2 protein-coding genes (1 of these 2 cut by a window edge) are annotated in these 19776 nt (G+C 69.7%); both read right to left on the bottom strand.

Translation table 11 applies throughout. From position 1 onward, the window contains the following. Nucleotides 1-40: 40 nt before the first annotated feature. Complete coding sequence (locus tag KSS90_RS11840) at nucleotides 41-14575, bottom strand: non-ribosomal peptide synthetase (protein ID WP_217869536.1); 14535 nt, start codon at nucleotides 14573-14575, stop codon at nucleotides 41-43. Next, nucleotides 14572-19776 carry the final stretch of a non-ribosomal peptide synthase/polyketide synthase gene (locus KSS90_RS11835; protein ID WP_217869535.1) on the bottom strand. 20244 nt of this gene lie beyond the right edge of the window, so only the last 5205 of its 25449 coding nucleotides appear in the window; its start codon lies beyond the right edge, outside the window; its stop codon occupies nucleotides 14572-14574. The genes KSS90_RS11840 and KSS90_RS11835 overlap by 4 nt, the downstream gene beginning before the upstream one ends.

Genomic DNA, 19776 nt, shown 5'->3' with positions numbered 1-19776 from the left:
GGCGATGCCATCGCGCAGCACACCCACGCCCACGACGGTGTTACTGCTTCACCCTGCTGTGATACAGGGCCTGCCCGTCATGCCACCAGGCGGCCAGGCTGAACACATCCGGCACCTTGAGGATGCTGAAGTGGTTGCCCGGCCCCTGCCATACCTCCAGCTGCGACAGCCATTCACGCCAGCCGTCTTCCATGGCTTGTTGCTCGCCCTGGTTGCCGGCGGCGTCCAGGCCCGGATCGGCCACCAGCACCAGCCGCGCCAAACCGTTGAAGCGACCCTCGGGGCGATACACCGTACGCAGCGCCGTGGCGAAGGTACGCACCACGCCTTCAAGTGCCTGTGGCGAAGAGCGCGACGGCATCAGGCCGACCCGTACCATCGCCGCGTGCAACTGGCGCAGTTGCTCCTGATCGTCGGTTTCGGCGAAGGCTATAGGCTCGATGTCCAACGTCTTGCCGGTGGACAGTTGCAACGACTCGACAAGCCGCTGCAACGCTTGGGTAAAGGTGTACGGCTTGCCGCAACTGCCCCCCGCGCCCGGCGCCTCGCTGTCGATCAGGGTCAGGGAGCGCACCTCGCGCCCCTTGGCCTGCAGGCGTATCGCCATGGCATGGGCCACCCAGCCACCGAACGAGTGCCCGACCAGGTTCAACGGCCCTTCGGGGTACAACGCCTCGATGGCCTGGACATGGCACGCCGCGGCCACCTCGACCGAGCAATGGGGCACTTCACCCGCAGCCAGGCCACGCGCCTGCAGGCCATGCACCGGCCAATCCGGCCCCAGCGCCTCGGCCAGGCCGATGAAGCTGGTCACGCTGTCGCCGGCGCCCGGCACGCAGAACACCGGCACATGGCCCGGCACGCCACTCTGGATCGCCAGTAGCGGCTGGTGCGCCGCCGGCGCGAGCGCCGACGCGGCCTGCATTGCCTGGGCGATGGTCTGGCCGAGCACGGCGGCTTGCGGGTCCTGCACCATGCTCTGGTGATCGCCCGGCACGCTCTGGCACTTCAGCTCCTGCCCAGGCAAGGCCTCGGCCCAGCCCAGGCTCGGGCTGTCGGTGACGATACCGGCGCTGCGCTGTTCGGCGATGAACAGGTGCAGTGGCACCGGCAACGGCGCCAGGCGATAGTGAGCCAGGGCATGGCCATGGGCCAGGTGACGCTCGAAGAAGTGGCGCAACTGTCCATCGCTGGCCTGGGCCAGGCCCGGCACCAGCAACTGTCGCTCACGGCAGAGGGCAAGCAGCGCCTCGAAGGGCAATGCGCCCGGCTGCAACGCCTCGATCTCGGCCAGTTGCATAGCCCCCGCCTCGCCCTGCGCCTGCCAGTGCACGCGGCAATGCAGCAGCAACTGCGCTTGCACCAGGTGCGGCCCTTGCCAGCGCGCCTTGCCCTGGTCGCTCAGGCGCGGCACGTAGGTGTCGACCAGGCCGACGAAGGCCACCGGCTCGTCCGCGCCCAGCAATTGCGCCGCTACCTCGTAGGCCAGCACACCGCCGAACGACCAGCCGGCCAGGCGATACGGTCCGTGTGGCTGCACGGCGCGAATCTGCCGCACCAGGCGCGCCGCCAGGCACTCCATGGTATTCAGTTGCGCCTGCCCGACGGCGACGCCGGCCAGCCCATAGACCGGGAAATCACCTTCGATATGCCGCCCCAGGACCGGGAAATACAGGTCCAGGCCACTGAACTCATGGATCAGGAACAGTGCTGGCTGGCTGCCTGCGGCACGCACCGTGACCAGGCCTTGCGCCTCATCCTCGGCCGCCACCTCGTCGAGCAACGGCGCCAGGGCGGCAATGGTCGGGTGCTGGAACAGCTGGGCCAGGGTCGTGTGCAGGCCGGCCTGGCGCATCTCGCCCACCAGGCGAATCGCCGACAGCGAATGCCCGCCCAGCTCGAAGAAGCTGTCATGCCGCCCCACCCGCTCGACCTCCAGCACCTGCGCCCACAGCGCGGCCAACGCCTGCTCCACAGGCGTAACCGCCGCCTCGAACACCGCCACGGCAAGGTCTTGCGCGCCCGGCAGCGGCAACGCCCGCCGGTCGACCTTGCCATTGTTGGTCAACGGCAGCGCCTCGAGTGCGACGAACGCCGCCGGCAACATGTACTCCGGCAACCGATCGCGCAGGAAAGCGCGCAGTGCCGCACCGTCCAGGTCCATGTCGGTACGGGTGTACCACGCCACCAGGCGCAACGGCCCCTGTTCCAGGCGCAAGGCCATGACCACGGCCTCCTCCAGTCCCGGGCACTGGGCCAGGTGCTGCTCGATCTCGCCCAGCTCGATGCGGAAACCACGGATCTTCACCTGGTCGTCGGTGCGGCCCAGGCATTCCAGCTGGCCATCCTCGCGCCAGCGGGCCAGGTCACCGGTGCGGTACAACCTCGCCCCGGCAGATGCGGCGAACGGATCGTCGAGGAAGCGTTCGGCGGTCAACTGCGGACGATTCAGGTAGCCGAGGGCGACGCCGTCGCCACCGATGTACAGCTCGCCGGTGACGCCTTCGGGCAGCAAGCGCCCGTGGCAATCGAGGACATAGGCCGTGGTGTTGCCGATCGGGCCGCCGATCGGCACATGCTCGGCGCCGTCGACTACCGCCCGCACCGTGCTGGCGGTGGCGAAGGTGGTGGTCTCGGTAGGCCCGTAGCAGTGCACCAGGCGCAACTGCGGCGCCCGGGCCAACAAGGCGCGGAAGCTGGCAGGCTCGCCGCGCTCGCCGCCGCACAGCAGGATGCGCAGCCCGGCCAGGGCTTCGGGGATCAGCTGCACATACTGGTTGAACAGCGCCGTGGTGACGAACATCACGCTGGCGCCGCCCTGGCGCAGGGCGGCGGCGAACTGCGCCGGCTCGACCAGGGTCTGGTGGTCGATCACCAGCACCTGGCCGCCGTTGAGCAGGCCGCCCCAGACATCCATGGTCGCGGCGTCGAACGCCGGGTTGGCGACGAAGGCGAAACGGTCCGTGGCGTTGAAGTCGGCATAACCGTTGTTCAGCACCAGCCGGGCGATGCCGCGATGAGTCACCCGCACGCCTTTCGGTGTGCCGGTGGAGCCGGAGGTGTACATCACGTAGGCCACCGCGTCGGTCTCCAGGGTCAGGCCCGGGTTGTGCGCGGGCTGCTCGTCCAGCGTCAGGCAGTCCAGGTCGATGCGTCGCGCCTCGCAATCCACCGCCAGGCTGCCGAGGGTCAGCAGCATTACCGCCTGGCAGTCCTTGACCATGAACGCCTGGCGCTCGGCCGGGGCGTTGATGTCCAGCGGCACGTAGATCGCCGAACACTTGAGCACGGCCAACTGCGCGACCAGCAAAGGCAGCGAGCGTGGCAGCAGGATCGCCACATGATCGCCGGCCGCCACCCCCTCGCCGATCAGCCAGTGCGCCAGGCGGTTGGCCTGCTCATTGAGCTCGGCGTAACTCAGCTGACGCTCATCATGCAGCGCCGCCAGCGCCAATGGATGGCGCGCCACCTGTTGCTCGAACAGGCGCTGCACGGGCACCGACCTGGGGTAGTCGCGCTGCGTGGCGTTGTAGCCGAGCAATCGACGACGCTCCTCGGCCGGCACGATGTCCAGCCGCTCCAGGCCTTGCTCGGGATCATGCGACAGGGCCTCGACCAGGTGTGCGAGAGCCTGCTCGAAGTAACCGCACAGACGCCGGGCGTCCAGGCCCGCCGCGCACTGCGCGGTCAGGCTGAAGCGCTCCCCGAGGTCGTCGATGCTCAGGGCCAGCGGGTAGTTGCTGCGTTCCTGCGCATGCAGCAGCTCGATGCCCAGCCAGGCACGCCCACTGGCAGTGTCATGGGCCAGCGCGGCGGCACTGTGGCGGTAGTTGAGCAAGGCGCTGAACAGCGGCGCGCCGGGCGGCAGCGCACTGCAGCGTTGGGCCAGGGCCAGTTGCGCATGCTCATGCACCAACAGCCCGGTCAGCCGGCGATGGGTGTCCAGCAGCGCCTCGCGCACCGGCAGGCGGCCCACGTCCAGGCGCAGCGGCAAGGTGTTGATGAACACGCCCAAGGCCCGCTCCATGCCTTCACCACCCTGCAGGCGACCGAGCAGCACGGTGCCGAACACCACGCTGTCACGCCCCGACAACTGCCCCAACACCAGGCCCCAGGCCAGGTGCATCAGGCTGGCCGCGCCGACACCCAGCAGCCGCGCCTGTTCGCGGGCCTGCCGCGCCAGCCCGTCGTCGAGCCAGTGCTGGGCTTCGGCCACGGCGTCGGCGTGGGCCAGCGGATGCGGACCGTAGGCCAGGGTTGGCTCGTCGATATCGCCCAACTGCTCGCGGAAGTACGCCTCATGCTCGGCCTCGCCGGCTCCCCGCAGCACTTGGGCGATGTAGTTGCGGTACGGCACCGGCGGCGGCAAGCGCAGCTGCTCGCCGAGCAGGCAGGCCTGCAATTCGGCGCGCAACACATCCTGGGCCACGTGGTCCATTACCAGGTGGTGGAACAGCAAGGTGGCGGTGATACGCCCGCTGCTCGGGTCCTCGCTGTGCACCAGGCGCAGCAGCGGCGCGCGGGTCAGGTCCAGGCGCAAGCTGATCGGCTCATCCACGGCCAGCTCCTGCATGGGCAACGCCGCCTGGCGCCATACCACCTGCACCGGCTGCGCTAGACCGTCCCAGTACAACGAAGAGCGCAGGATGTCGTGCCGGGCAATCACCTGGTCCAGCGCCTGGCGCAACGCCTCCAACCGAGCCTGGTCGGTCACCGCGAAACGCGCCTGCAGCAGGTAGGGGTCGTCACCCTCGCTGGCCAGGTGGTGATAGAGAATCCCCGCCTGCAACGGCCCCAGCGGGTAGATATCTTGCACATTGGCGGCACCGCCAGGCACCTGGTCAACAATCCGCTCGATGTGCGACTGTTCCAGCGCCACCAACGGCAGCAAGTCCGGCGTGATGCGCCGGCAATCGGGGCCGATGCGGTTGGCCGGCACCCGGCTCCCGCCATGCTGGCCCAGGGTCGCGGCCACGGCGGCCAGGGTCGGTTCAGCGAACAGCACGCGGATGTCCGCGTCCAGGCCCTCGGCGCGCAAGCGGGCGATCAGGGTCACGGCCAGCAGCGAGTGGCCACCGAGCTCGAAGAAATGGTCCTGGCGCCCTACCCTCGGCACGTTGAGCAACTCGGCCCATAGCGCCGCCAGATGGCGCTCGGCCTCGCCTTGCGGCGCCTCGTAGGCACGGCTGAGCACCGCGTCGGCACCGGGGTCGGGCAGCCGCTGGCGGTCGAGCTTGCCATTGGCCGTCAATGGCATGGCCGGCAGTGCCACATAGGCCGACGGCACCATGTAGTCCGGCAAACGTGCCTGGGCATGCTTGCGCAATGCCGCCACGCCCGGCGCGCCATCGTCGGCCGTGAACCAGGCGACCAGGCGCTCGCCGCGCAGCAGCACCGCCACTTCGCGCACATGCGGATGGCTGGCCAGGCAGGCCTCGATCTCGCCCAGCTCGATACGCAGACCGTGCAGTTTCACCTGGAAATCGTTGCGGCCAAGGAACTCCAGCTCGCCATCGGCGCGACGACGCACCAGGTCGCCGCTGCGATACAGGCGCTCATCGACCACGAACGGGCTGGCCCCGAAACGTTCTGCCTCCAGCACCGGCAGGCCCAGATAGCCACGCGCCACACCGACACCACCGATGTACAGCTCGCCCACCACGCCTTGCGGTACCGGCAGGCCATGGCTGTCGAGCACATACAGTCGGGTGTTGGCGATCGGCCGACCGATCGGTGGCGCCCCTTCGGGCACGGGCTGTTGGGGCTCGAGGGTCCAGACGCTGCAGTCGACGGTGGCCTCGGTAGGGCCGTAGACGTTGTGCAGCCGCACCTGCGGCAGGCGCTCGCGCAACTGGCGCAGCAACGCCGAAGTCAGCTCGCCACCGCCACAGACCACATCGGTGAGGCTGGCGCAGGCCGCGCTGGCCTCCAGGGCGAGGAACTGCTGCAGCAGCGCGGGGACGAACTGCACCACGCTGACCCGCTGGCGCTGGATCAGCGCCGCCAGGTAGTCCGGGTCGCGCTGGCCATCCGGGCGCGCCAGCACCAGGCGCAGGCCAGCACACAACGGCCAGAACAGCTCCCAAACCGACGCATCGAAGCTCACCGGGGTCTTGTGCAGCAGCGCGCCTGCGGCGCTCGGGGCGATCAGCCGCGAACTCCAGTGCACCAGGTTGCACAGGCTGCGGTGCTCGACCATCACCCCTTTCGGCGTGCCGGTGGAGCCGGAGGTGTAGATCACGTAGGCCAGGTGGCGGGCGCCAAGACCAGGTACCTGCGGATTGTCCGGCGACTGCTCGGTCCAGTCCGGCTGGTCGAGGTCCAACCGCGCCACCGGGCTGTCGCTGAAGCGCCGGTTGCTGGCGGCATCCACCAGCAACGCCAGCGGCGCGCTGTCTTCGAGCATGTACGCCAGGCGCTCATCCGGGTAGCCCGGATCCAGCGGCACATAGGCGCCACCGGCCTTGAGCACCGCCAGCAACCCGACCAGCAACCCTGGCCCCCGCGCCAGGCACACGGCGACCCGGCTGTCGGCGACCACACCCTGTTCGATCAGGCGGTGCGCCAAGCGGTTGGCCGCTGCATTCAGTTCGGCGTAGGTCAGTTGCCCGTCCTCGGCCTGCACCGCGATGGCCTGCGGCGTACGCGTCACCTGCGCCTCGAACAGCGCATGCAGTGGTTGCTGCAGGCCGCCGATCCGCTCGCTGGCGTTGCAGGCCACCAGTTCCTGGCGACGCTCGGCGGCGCCGAGCAGCTCGACCTTCGCCGGCACGGCCTGGTCGCTGCCCGCCATTGCCCACAGCAGTTGCTCCAGGTAACCCAGGTGCCGCTCGATGGTCGCCCGGTCGAACAGCGCGGTGGCGAACTCCAGGGCGCCGCCGTAGCCATCGGCGGTCTCGCCCAGGCTCAGGGTCAGGTCGAACTTGGCGAAGGTCTGCGCGCCGCCCAGCGCCTCCAGCTGCAGCTCACCCAGGCGCAGGGCCTCGCCCGGCACGCCGTTCCACGCCAGCGATACCTGGTACAGCGGTGTGTGGGCCAGGCTGCGCGGCGGGTGCAAGCGTTCCACTACCTGTTCGAAGGGCAGGTCCTGATGGTCCTGGGCCTGGCTCACGCAGGCCTTGACCCGGGCCAGCAGCGCGCCGACATCGGGGCTGCCGGCGGTATCGATGCGTAGCGCCAGGGAGTTGACGAACAAGCCGATCAGCCCCTCGACCTCGGCCTGCCGGCGATTGGCCACCGGGGTGCCGATCACCACCTCGGCCTGGCCGGACAGGCGCGCCAGCAGTACCGCCCAGGCGCCGGCGAAAAGCATGAAGGGAGTGACCCCATGGCGCAGGGACAGCGCCCGCAGGTCTTCGCTCAGGCGCCGGTCCAGGCGCACTTCGACGCGGTCGCCGAGGTAGTCCTGACGGGCCGGTCGCGGCCGGTCGGTGGGCAGGGTCAGCAGCACCGGCGCGCCGGCCAGGGCCTGGCTCCAGTAGTCGCCCTGGCGCTGCAAGGCGTCACCACTCAGCCAGCGACGCTGCCACAGGGCGTAGTCGCCGTACTGGATCGCCAGTGCCGGCAACGGGTCGTCGCGGCCTTCGCTGAAGGCCTGGTACAACGCCGCCAGCTCCTGGGTGAACACCCCCATCGACCAGCCGTCGGCAACGATATGGTGCAAGGTCAGCAGCAGCACATGGTGCTCCGCCGCCAGGCACAGCAGGCGGCCGCGCACCGGCAACTGGTGCGCCAGGTCGAAGGGCAGCAACGCCTCGGCCTGCATCAGTTCGGGCAACTGCTGCGCCGCGCCGCGCAGGTCGTGCCAGGCCAGGGCGAAGCCGCCCCGTCCGGGCGCCACCCGCACCCGCGCCTCGGCGCCTGCCTGGGTGAAGTGGCTGCGCAGGCTCTCGTGGCGTTCGACGATGCGCTCCAGCGCCCGCTCCAGGGCGGCACGGTCCAGCGGGCCGCGCAAGGCCAGGCCCAGGGGAATATGGTAGGCGGCGCTGGCATCATCCATCTGCGCCAGGAACCACAGCCGTTGCTGGGCGAACGACAGCGGCAGGGACTGGCCGCGCGGCGCCGGCTCGATGGCCGGCAGTACGTCATGGCGATCCTCAGCCAGGGTCGCCGCCACCGCCAGCAGGCGGTCGTCGGCGAACAGCTCGCCCAGCGACAGTTCAAGGCCCAGCCGCGAGCGCACCTGGCCCACCATGCGCATGGCCAGCAGCGAATGGCCGCCCAGTTCGAAGAAGCGGTCCTGACGGCCTACCCGTTCCAACTGCAGCAACTCGCACCACAGCTCGGCCAGGGCAACCTCCAAGGCCCCAGCCGGGGCCTCGTAGGCCTGGCTGTCCGCTTCGCGCTCGGGTAACGGCAGGGCCTTGCGGTCGACCTTGCCATTGGCGGTCAACGGCCACGCATCCAGCCGTACCCAGGCCGCCGGCACCATGTAGGCCGGCAGGCGCTGTTGCAACGCAGCGCGCAGGGTACCGACCGGCTGCGCCTCGGCGCCGGCAATGTAATAGGCCACCAGCCGCGGCTGCCCGGGCTGGTCCTCGCGGGCCAGCACCAGGGCTTCGGCGACACCCTCCAGGGCGAGCAACTGCGCCTCGATTTCGCCCAGTTCGATGCGCAGGCCGCGCACTTTCACCTGGTCGTCGTTGCGCCCCAGGTAGTCCAGGGTACCGTCGGCATTCCAGCGCGCCAGGTCGCCGGTGCGGTACATGCGTGCCCCGGGCACCTCGCTGAACGGATCGTCGAGGAAGCGCTCGGCGCTCAGCTCTGCGCGATTCAGGTAGCCCCGCGCCACGCCGGCGCCACCCACGTAGAGTTCGCCGGCCACACCGCACGGCACCAACTGCCGCGCCTCATCCAGCAGGTACACGCGGGCATTGGCGATCGGCCGGCCGATGTCCAGCACGCCGCCAGGCAGCACCAGGCCCGAGGTGGCGACCACGGTCGCCTCGGTAGGGCCGTAGTTGTTGACCACGACAAAGCCGGGGTCGCTGTTGAACTGGCGCAGGCGGTCGCCGCCGATCAGCAAGGTGCGCAGGGTCGGGTGGCGCAGCCCCTGGGCGAAGGCGTACTCGGCGACCGGGGTCGGCAGGAACGCCACCTTCAGGGGTTGCTCCAGCCACCAGGCCAGCAGACCGTCGAGCTGCTCGTTGCCCAACTGCGCCGGTGGCAAGTGCAGCACCGCCCCGGCGCACAGGGCCGACCATACTTCCCAGGCCATGGCGTCGAAACCGAAGCCGGCGACACTGGCGGTATGATCCCCGGCGCCGAGTTCGAAGGCCTTGCAGTGCCAGTGCACCAGGTTGGCCAGGGTGCGGTGCTCGACCATCACGCCCTTGGGCTGGCCGGTGGAGCCGGAGGTGTAGATCACGTAGGCCAGGTGGCTGGCCTGCAGGCCATGGACCACGGGGTTGTCCACCCGCTCCGGCCAGTGCGGCCTGTCCAGTGCCTGCGCCGCCACGCCCAGTCCTGCAAGACGCGCCAGCAATGCCTGCTGCGCCAGCACCACCACCGGGGCGCTGTCCTCGAGCAGATAGCGCAGCCGCTCGTCCGGGTGCGCCGGGTCCACCGGCACGTAGGCGCCGCCGGCCTTGAGCACCGCCAGCAACGCCACCAGGGTGTCTAGGCCTCGGCGGGCCACCACCGCCACCCGCTCGTCGGGGCCGACACCCTGCCCGAGCAGGTAATGGGCCAGTGCGTTGGCGCGCTGGTTCAACTCGCCATAGGACAGGGTCATGTCGTCTTGGCTGGCGGCCAGTGCCTGCGGTGTGCGGACCGCCTGGGCCTCGACCAGGCCATGCACGGTCTGCCCGTTCGGGAACGCCAGGGCACTGCGATTGAAGGTGTCCAGCAGGCGCTTGCGCTCGGCCTCGCCCACCAGTTCGACCTCGGCCAGCGGCGCCTGGTCATTGGCCAGCATGGCGCGCAGCATACTGTCGAAATAACCGGCGAAGCGGCGCACGGTGCTTTCGTCGAACAACGCTGTGGCGTACTCGAGGCTGCCGACCAGTGCCTCGCCCTGCTCGCCCATGCTCAGCGACAGGTCGAACTTGGCCACCTGGCCGACCTGTGCCACGCCTTCCAGCTGCAGCCCCGCCAGGGTCGGCGCGGCGCCCTCGGTGGCCAGCCAGTTGAGGGTGGTCTGGAACAACGGGGTATGGCCGAGGCTGCGCGCCGGCCGGACGATCTCCACCACCTGTTCGAAAGGCAGGTCCTGGTGCGCCTGGGCGTCGAGCAGGCGCGCCTTGACTTGCGCCAGCAGGCGCTCGGTGCTTGGCGCGCCGGCGGTATCGATACGCAGGGCCAGGGTATTGACGAACAGGCCGACCAACGGCTCCAGTTCGGCGCGCCCGCGCCCGGCCACCGGGCAGCCCACCACCACCTCGGACTGCCCGCAAAGCCGGGCCAGGGTGGCGGCCCAGGCGCCGAGCAGAACCATGTACAGGGTCACCTGGTGCCGTTGGGCCAGGGCCCGCAGGCCGGCCCCCAGGCGCGCATCCAGCTGCAGCGCCAGGCTGGCGCCACTGAAATCCTGGCGCGCCGGTCGTGGCCGGTCGCTGGGCAGGCTTAGCAGGGTCGGCGCGCCGTCCAGGGCCTGGCGCCAATAGTCGGCCTGGCGTTGCAGTTGCTCACCGGCCAGCCAGCGCCGCTGCCACACGGCGTAGTCGGCGTACTGGATGGCCAGCGCCGGCAACGGGTCGTCCCTGCCCTCGCGCAGCGCCGGATACAGCGCGCTCAATTCGCGGGTCAGCACGCCGAGGGACCAGCCATCGGCAACGATATGGTGCAGGGTGAGCAGCAGCACATGGTGCGCCTCACCCAGGCGCAGCAGGCTGGCCCGCAGCAACGGCCCCGTTGTCAGGTCGAAGGGCGCGGCGGCCTCGTCGCGCAGGTACACGGCCAATGCCTGCGGCGCCAGCGTCCGGCGCTGCAGCCAGCCGGGTTGCGGGGTCGCGGCGATGATCACCTCGGCACTGTCGCCGCAGGGCACGAAGCGACTGCGCAGGCTCTCATGGCGCGCGACGATGCGCAGCAAGGCGGCCTCCAGCGCATCGGCATCCAGTGCTCCGCGCAGGCCCAGCGCCAGCGGCACATTGTAGGCCTGGCTGCCGCCTTCCAGTTGCGCGAGGAACCACAGGCGCTGCTGGGCAAACGACAGCGGCAAGGGTTGCTCACGGGACACCGCGACCAGCGCTGGCAGCTCGCTGCGCCCGGCGCCGGCCAGCACCTGGGCCACCGCCGCCAGCTCGGGATTGGCGAACAGGTCGGCCAGGGCCAGTTCCACGCCGAGGCGCAAGCGCACCTGGGAAACCATGCGCATGGCCAGCAGCGAATGCCCGCCCAGCGAGAAGAAGTGGTCATGCCGACCAACCCGCTCCACGTGCAGCAGCTCGCCCCACACCTGGGCCAGGGCCTGTTCCAGCTCACCCTCGGGGGCCACGTAGGTACGCTCGAACAGGGCCGAGCGTTCCGGCGCTGGTAGCGCACGGCGGTCGAGCTTGCCGTTGGCGGTCAGGGGCAGTGCGTCCAGCGACACATACGCCACCGGCACCATGTACTCCGGCAGATGGGCCAGCAACTGCGCGCGCAACTGCTCAGGCTGGGCCGGTTCCAGGCCCGACTGGGCGGTGAAGTAGGCCACCAGCCGTGGTTGGCCGGGCTGGTCCTCGCGGGCCACCACCACCGCCTCGCCGATGCCCGGCAGGCCGTTCAGGCGGCTTTCGATCTCGCCCAGCTCGATGCGCACGCCGCGAATCTTCACCTGGTCGTCGTTGCGGCCCAGGTAATCGAGGGTGCCGTCGGCCAGCCACCGCACCAGGTCGCCGGTGCGGTACATGCGTGCACCGGGTGTCGTGCTGAACGGGTCGTCGAGGAAGCGTTCGCGGGTCAGTTGCGCGCGGTCCAGGTAGCCGCGGGCGACCCCGGCGCCGCCGATGTAGAGCTCGCCGGGCACACCCAGGGGCACGGGCTGCAGGTACGCATCGAGCACATACAGGCGGGCGTTGTCGACAGCTCCACCGATGTGCAGGGCGCCGCCCGCCTCCACCACGCCGGAGCTGGCTACCACGGTGGTCTCGGTGGGGCCGTAGTTGTTGACCACGACGAAGGTCTGGGTGCGGTTGAACTGGCGCAGGCGATCGCCGCCGATCAGCAAGGTACGCAGGGTCGGGTGCTCGAGCTGGTGGCTGAAGGCATACTCGGCCACCGGCGTGGGCAGGAAACTGACATCCAGCGGCTGGGCGCGCCACCAGGCCAGCAGCGCGTCGAGGTCTTCATGGCCTTCGCTGGACGGGGCCAGGTGCAGGGTCGCCCCCGCGCACAGCGCCGGCCAGACTTCCCAGGCCATGGCGTCGAAACCGAAGCCGGCCAGGCTCGAGGTGTGGCGCCCCTGGCACAGGTCGAACGCGCGGCAGTGCCAGTCCACCAGGTTGTTCAGGTTGCGGTGTTCGACCATCACCCCCTTGGGCTGGCCGGTGGAGCCTGAGGTATAGATCACATAGGCCAGGTGCGCCGGGCCGAGACCGCTCACCTGGGGATCATCGTGGCGCGCCGGCCAGTCCGGCTGGTCGAGTGCCAGCACCGGCGCCGCGCGCGTGCCCAGGCGGCCGCGCAGCGCTTGTTGGGTCAGCACGGCCACTGGCGCGCTGTCATCCAGCAGGTAGCGCACGCGCTCGTCGGGGTGTGCCGGGTCCACCGGCACGTAGGCGGCGCCGGCCTTGAGCACCGCGAGCAGGCCGACCAAGGTGTCCAGGCCGCGCCGGGCGAACACCGCCACCCGGTCGTCGGGGCGCACGCCCAGGCCGATCAGCTTATGGGCCAGGGCGTTGGCGAGCTGATTCAACTGCAGGTAGCTCAGCGACTGGTCGTCGCAGGAGGCGGCCAGGGCCTGCGGATGGGCCTGGGCCACGGCTTCGATACGCTGGTGCAACGGCCCATGAGCATCCGTGGTGCCAGGGGTCTGGTTGAAGGTTTGCAGTATGTGTTCGCGCTCTTCGTCCGGCAGCATCGGCAACGCGCGGACTGCAACCGCGGGTGCCTGGTTCAAGGCTGCAAGCAGGCTGCGCAGGGTCTGCTGCAGATAGGCGCAGACGCGTTGCGCCGGCACTTCTGGGCTGGCCAGCAAGGTCAGGCGGAAGGCTTCGCCGAAGTCGTCGACACTCAAGGTCAGCGGGTAGTTGGTGGCCTCGGCGGCATGCACGATCTCGATACCTGCCCAGCCTGCCCGGCGCACCGCCTCGGAGCCTGAGGGCGCGCTGTGGCGGTAGTTGAGCAAGGCGTTGAACAGCGGGGTCGGCGCCGCCACGCCGCTGCAGCGCTGGGCCAGGGCCAGGGGCGCATGCTCGTGGCGCATCAGCGTGCTCAGACGCTGGTGGGTGGCCTTGATCGCCGTGGCCAGGTCGGCGGCATCCAGGTCGACCCGCAGCGGCAAGGTATTGATGAAGATGCCCAGCGCCCGGTCGGTGGCCTCGGCGCCTTGCAGGCGCCCCATCAGCACGGTGCCGAACACCACCTGCTCGCGCCCGGTCAGGCCGCCCAGCACCCGCGCCCAGGCCAGGTGGAACAGGCTGGCGACGCTCACCCCCTGGCTGCGCGCCTGGCTGCGCAGGTCGCGGCACAACGGCAGGTCGAGATCCAGGGCGTGCTCGTTCAGCGCCGCGCCGTCGCCCTGCACATCGCCCAGGCCATAGGCCAGGGTCGGCCCGTCGACGGCACCGAGCATGTCGCGGAAGAACGCCTCGTGCTCGGCCTCGCTCACGCCCAGCAGGGCCTGGGCCACATGGTTGCGAAACGGCACCGGCCGGCCCAGATGTGTACTCTCGCCGAGCAGGAAGGCGAGCATCTCGTGGCGCACCACTTCCAGGGCGCTGTGGTCCATGGCCACGTGGTGGAACTGCAGGGTGGCGTGGACCTGCCCGCCGGGCCCCGGCGCCTGGCACTGCAGGCGGATCAGCGGGGCCTGGGTCAGGTCGAAGCCGGTGTCGGGCAATGCGCCGGGAGCCAGTTGCACGACACGCAGCCGGGCCTTGCGCCAGACCACCTGCAGCGGCGTTTCCAGGGTCTTCCAATGCACCGAGGTGCGCAGGATGTCGTGGCGTTCGATCACCCCTTGCAGCGCCTGGGCGAAGGCCTCGACCCGGCTGCTGTCGGCAAACACGAAGCGCGCCTGCATCACATAGGGATCATGCTCGCCGGCACTGGCGTGGTGGAACAGCATGCCCTGTTGCAGCGGCACCAGCGGGTAGATGTCCTGCACGTTGGCCGCCCCGCCGGGGATGGCCGCGACCAGCTGGTCGAGGCTGTCCTGGTCGAGTTCGGCCAGGCTGAGCATGGCGCAGGTGATGCGCTCGCAATCGGCGGGGATGCGGTTTTCCGGCACTTCGACGCTGCCCTGGCGCGCCGCCACGTATTCGCCGCGCTCCAGCAGGGCGACCAGCGCCGGCTTGTGCTCGCGCAAGCGTGCCACCAAGGCCGCGTCGGTCAAGGCCTGGCGATTGCCCTGGACCACCAGCTGGCCATCCTTGAGGGCCAGCTGGACATTGTTGGCGGTCAGTGTCGCCAGTAGTTGGTTGATGCTCACAGGACGATCTCCATTCTGTCTGTGATGGCGGCATAGCCTGCCAGCGTCGGGTGTTCGAACAGGCTGCGCACGTCGGCCTCCAGGCCTGCTTCGCGCAGGCGCGAGGTGAGGGTCACCGCCAGCAGCGAGTGGCCGCCCAGTTCGAAGAAGTTGTCATGGCGCCCTACCCGCTCCACGCCCAGCAGCTCGCTCCAGATCCGCGCCAGCAGCTGTTCGGTATCGCCGGCTGGCGCCTCGTAGTCGCGGGTCGGCAGGTCAATTGCCGGCAGCGCCTTGCGGTCGAGCTTGCCGTTGGCGGTCAGCGGCAGGGCCGGCAGCGGAATGAACAATGCGGGCACCATGTATTCCGGCAGCTGCCCGAGCAACGCCTCACGCAGGGCCTCGGCCGGCGGCACTTCGCCGGTGACATAGGCCACCAGGCGCGGGCCGGCCGGCTGGGCGTCATGCACCAGCACCACGGCTTCGCGCACCCCGGCCACATGGGTGAGGCAGGCTTCGATCTCGCCCGGCTCGATACGCAGGCCGCGCAGCTTGATCTGGTGGTCGGTGCGGCCGAGGAACTCCAGCACGCCGTCCTGGCGCTGGCGCACCAGGTCGCCACTGCGGTACAGACGCTCACCGCCAACGAACGGGCTGGCGATGAAACGCTCGGCCTGTTGCTCCGGCAAGCCCAGGTAGCCCCGCGTCACCCCGGCCCCGCCGATGTGCAACTGACCGGCAACGCCGAACGGCACGGGCTGGTCATGGGCGTCGAGGACGTACAGGCGGGTGTTGTCGATCGGCCGGCCGATCGGCAGCGCTCCGGACGGCAGCGGATCCCGCGCTTTCAGGGTCCAGACGCTGCAGTCGACCGTGGTTTCGGTCGGGCCATAGACGTTGTGCAGGTACACCTGCGGCAAGCGCTCGCGTACCTGGCGGGCCAGGGCTTCGGTCAGCTCGCCACCACCGCAGACGATGTCGGTAAGGCTGGCGCAGGCGGCGCTGGCGTCCTCGTCGAGGAATTGCTGCAGCAACGCCGGCACGAACTGCACGACGCCGACTTGTTGCCGCTCGATCAGCTCGGCCAGGTAATGCGGGTCGCGCTGGCCATCCGGGCGCGCCAGCACCAGGCGCAGCCCGTTGCACAGCGGCCAGAACAGCTCCCACACCGAAGCGTCGAAGCTCACCGGGGTCTTGTGCAGCACCGCGCCTTCGCTCGGGAACAGCCCGGCGCTCCAGTGCACCAGGTTGACCACGTTGCGGTGCTCGACCATCACCCCCTTGGGCACGCCAGTAGAGCCGGAGGTATAGATCACATAGGCCAGGTGCTCCGAGGTCAGGCCAGGCACCTGCGGATTGCTGTCCGGCAGGTCGCCCCAAGTCGGCTGATCGAGGTCGACCAACGTCGCCGACGAACCCACCAGGGCCCGGGTGGCCTGATGCACCAACAGCGCCCGCGGCTGGCTGTCGGCAAGCATGTGGCCGAGGCGCTCGGCCGGATAGTCCGGGTCGAGCGGCACGTAGGCGCCACCGGCCTTGAGGATCGCCAGCAGGCCGACCAGCAGCGGCATGCCGCGCTCGACGCAGATCGCCACCCGGTCATCGGGCTGCACGCCCAGTGTGATCAGGTGATGCGCCAGGCGGTTGGCCTCGGCATTGAGCTGGATATAACTCAGCTCACCCTGCTCCGCGCAGATGGCCACGGCCTCGGGCGTACGCAGGGCCTGGGCCTCGAACAGCGCCTGGAGGGTCTGAGTCAGGTCGTGAGGCCGCGCCGTGCGGTTGCAGTCGTGCAGCAGCTGACGGCGCTCATCGAGCGACAGTACCGGCAGTTGCAGCAACGCGTGGCGTGGCTCGCGTGCCAGCGCTTCGACCATGGCCTGCAGCACCTGCCGCAGCTGCTCGCAGACCCGCGCGGCGCCGACCGCCGCCGGGGCCAGGGCCACCAAACGGAAGCTTGCACCGATGTCGTCCACGCTCAGGCTCAGCGGATAGTTGCTGCGCTCGTTGCTCTGCAGGGTCTCGATACCCTGCAGCGCCAGGCGCTGGGCCTCGTCCGCCTGGGAGCCGTGACGGTAGTTGAGCATCGCGCTGAACAGTGGCGCCGGTGCCGGTACGCCGCTGCAGCGCTGGGCCAGGGCCAGCGAAGCGTGTTCGTGGGCGAGCAAGGCGCTGAGGCGCTGCTGGGTCTGATGCACCGCCTCCTGCAGGGTCGCGGCCTGCAGGTCCAGGCGCAGCGGCAGGGTGTTGATGAACATGCCCAAGGCCTGTTCGGCGCCCTCGCCAGCCTCCAGTCGGCCCAGCAGCACGGTGCCGAACACCACGCTGTCGCGGCCGCTGGTGGCGGCCAGCAGACGGCCGTAGGCCAGGTGGAACAGGCTGGCGACGCTGACGCCCAACTGCCGGGCCTGTTGCCGCAGGTCTGCGCACAGGGCCGCGTCCAGCCATAGCTGGGCCTCTTCGATGCCCTGGCCATCGACCTGCACGTCGCCCAGGCCGTAAGGCAAGGTCGGCTCGTCGATATCGCCCAGTTGCTCGCGGAAGAACGCCTCGTGCTCGGCCTGGCTCACGCCCAGGCGCGCCTGGGCCACGTAGTTGCGGTACGGCGCGCCCTGCCCGGCGGGCACCACCTCGCCCTGCAGGTAACCGACCAACTCGCGGCCCAGTACATCCAGGGCGGTATGGTCGAGGACGATATGGTGGAACTGCAACGCGGCCAGCAACCCTGGACCTTGCGCGTCCGGCCAGTGATACAGACGCACCAAAGGGGCCTGTTCCAGGGCCAGGGCGTAAGGCACCGCGGCTTCATCCGCCACCTCGAACACCGCCAGAGCGGCCTGGCGCCACACCACCTGCACCGCCTGCGGCAGGCCGTCCCACAGCACCGAGGTGCGTAGCACGTCGTGGCGGGCGATCACCTTGCCCAGGGCATCGACGAAGGCGCGCAGGCGTTCGTGGCTGGCGAACGCCATGCGCGAGGCCAGCACGTAGGGGTCGTGCTCCGGCGAGCTGAGGTGGTGGTAGAGGATGCCCTCCTGCAACGGCGCCAGCGGGTAGATGTCCTGCACGTTGGCCGCGCCGCCCGGCACCGTGGCGACGATGCGCTCGATGGCGGCCGGTTCCAGCTCCACCAGGGGCAGCATGTCCGGGGTGATCCGGGTGCAGCCGGCCGGGATCCGGTTGGCCGGGACCTCGACCTGATGGCCCTGGCCCAGGGTCGCCGCCAGCGCCGCCACCGTCGGCTGGCCGAACAGGGTGCGCACGTCGGCCTGCAGGCCGGCCTGGCGCAGGCGCGCGGTGAGGGTCACCGCCAGCAGCGAGTGGCCGCCGAGTTCGAAGAAGTTGTCGTGGCGACCGACCTGCTCGATACCCAGCACTTCGGCCCAGATCGCGGCTATTGCCACCTCGGAAGCACCGCTAGGCGCGACATAGGCTTGGCGAACCAGGGCCGAGGGATCGGGATCCGGCAGCGCCTTGCGGTCCAGCTTGCCGTGGCTGGTCAGTGGCAGCGCGTCCAGGCGGACGAAGGCCTGCGGTATCAAGTGCCCTGGAAGGCTGGCTTGCAACCCTTGGCGCAAGGTGTCGAGATCGACCACCGCGGTTTCGGTGAACCACGCCAGCAAACGCTCGTTACGTACCAGCACCACGGCATCGGCGATGCCCGGCTGGGCCTTGAGCGCGGCCTCGATCTCGCCCAGTTCGACCCGCACACCGCGGATCTTCACCTGGTCATCGTTGCGCCCCTGGTAGTCCAGGGTGCCGTCGGCGTTCCAGCGCACCAAGTCGCCGGTGCGGTACATCCGGCCAGCGGCGAACGGGTCGTCGAGGAAACGCTCGGCGGTAAGGTCGGGGCGGTTGAAGTAGCCACGGGCGACCTGCGCGCCACCGATGTACAGCTCGCCGGTCACGCCGACCGGCACCGGTTGGCGCTGCGCATCCAGCACATAGACGCGGGTATTGGCGGTCGGCTTGCCGATATGCAACGCGCCGCCTGGCTGAAGTTGACCGGACGTCGCGACCACCGTGGTCTCGGTCGGGCCGTAGTTGTTGACCAGCACGAAGCCCGGATCGCGGTCGAACTGGCGCAGGCGATCACCACCGACCAGCAGCGTGCGCAGGGTCGGGTGCTGGCGTTCGCGGCGCAGCGCCTGCTCGGCCACCGGGGTCGGCAGGAAGCTGACCTGCAGCGGCTGCTGCAGCCACCAGTCGAGCAGCTCATCGACATGTTCACCGCCGATCTGCGCCGGCGGCAGGTGCAGCACCGCCCCGGCGCACAGCGCCGGCCAGGCCTCCCAGGCCATGGCGTCGAAGCCGAAGCCGGCGACGCTGGAGGTGTGGCTGCCGGCGCCCAGGTCGAAGGCCTGGCAATGCCAGTGGACCAGGTTGGCCAAGGTGCGATGCTCGACCATTACCCCCTTGGGCTGACCGGTGGAACCGGAGGTGTAGATCACATAGGCCAGTTGATGCTCGTCCAGGCCCTGGACAACCGGATTGTCATCGGCTTGGTCCAGCCACTCATCGCTGTCCAGTGCGGCCTTGGCCACCTCGCCCACCAGCGACTCAGTGTCCGATTCGACCAGCACCAGCGTCGGCGCACTGTCACTGAGCAGATAGGCAATGCGCTCCGCCGGATAGCCCGGATCGACCGGCACATAGGCCGCGCCGGCCTTGAGCACGGCCAGCATCGCCACCAGCCGCTGCGGACCGCGCGGCAGGCACAGCGCGACACGGTCGCCCAGCGCCACGCCACGCTTGATCAGGTAATGGGCCAGGCGATTGGCGCGCAGGTTCAACTCGCCATAGCTCAAGCCCTCCTCGCCCTGCACCACGGCCAGCGCCTCGGGCGCCTGGGCCTCGACCAGCGCGTGAACGGTGTGCCCCAGCGGGTAGCTCGCAGCCGTGGCATTGAAGCCTTCGAGCACTTGGCCCAGCGCTGTGTGATCGAGGATGGGCAATGTGTCGACCTGCACCGCGCCACCTTGCTCCAACGCCAGGATCAGCCCGGCCACAGCCGCGTTCATCCAGCCCGCGACTCGCTCGGCGCCGATCCCCAACAGGGCCAGCACGCTCAGGGTGAAGCCTTCGCCGTGGTCGTCCACGCTCAGGGTAAGTGGGTAGTTGCTGCGTTCCTCGCCGCCCAACTGGTGCATGCCCTGGAAGCTATCGCTATCCACTGCAGCTGCATCAAGCGGACTGTGACGGTAGTTGAGCAAAGCACTGAA

This window comes from Pseudomonas maumuensis (assembly GCF_019139675.1).
Taxonomy (GTDB): Bacteria; Pseudomonadota; Gammaproteobacteria; order Pseudomonadales; family Pseudomonadaceae; genus Aquipseudomonas; species Aquipseudomonas maumuensis.
Note: the sequence above shows the minus strand (reverse complement) of the source record. Positions and strands in the feature narration are given on the sequence as shown.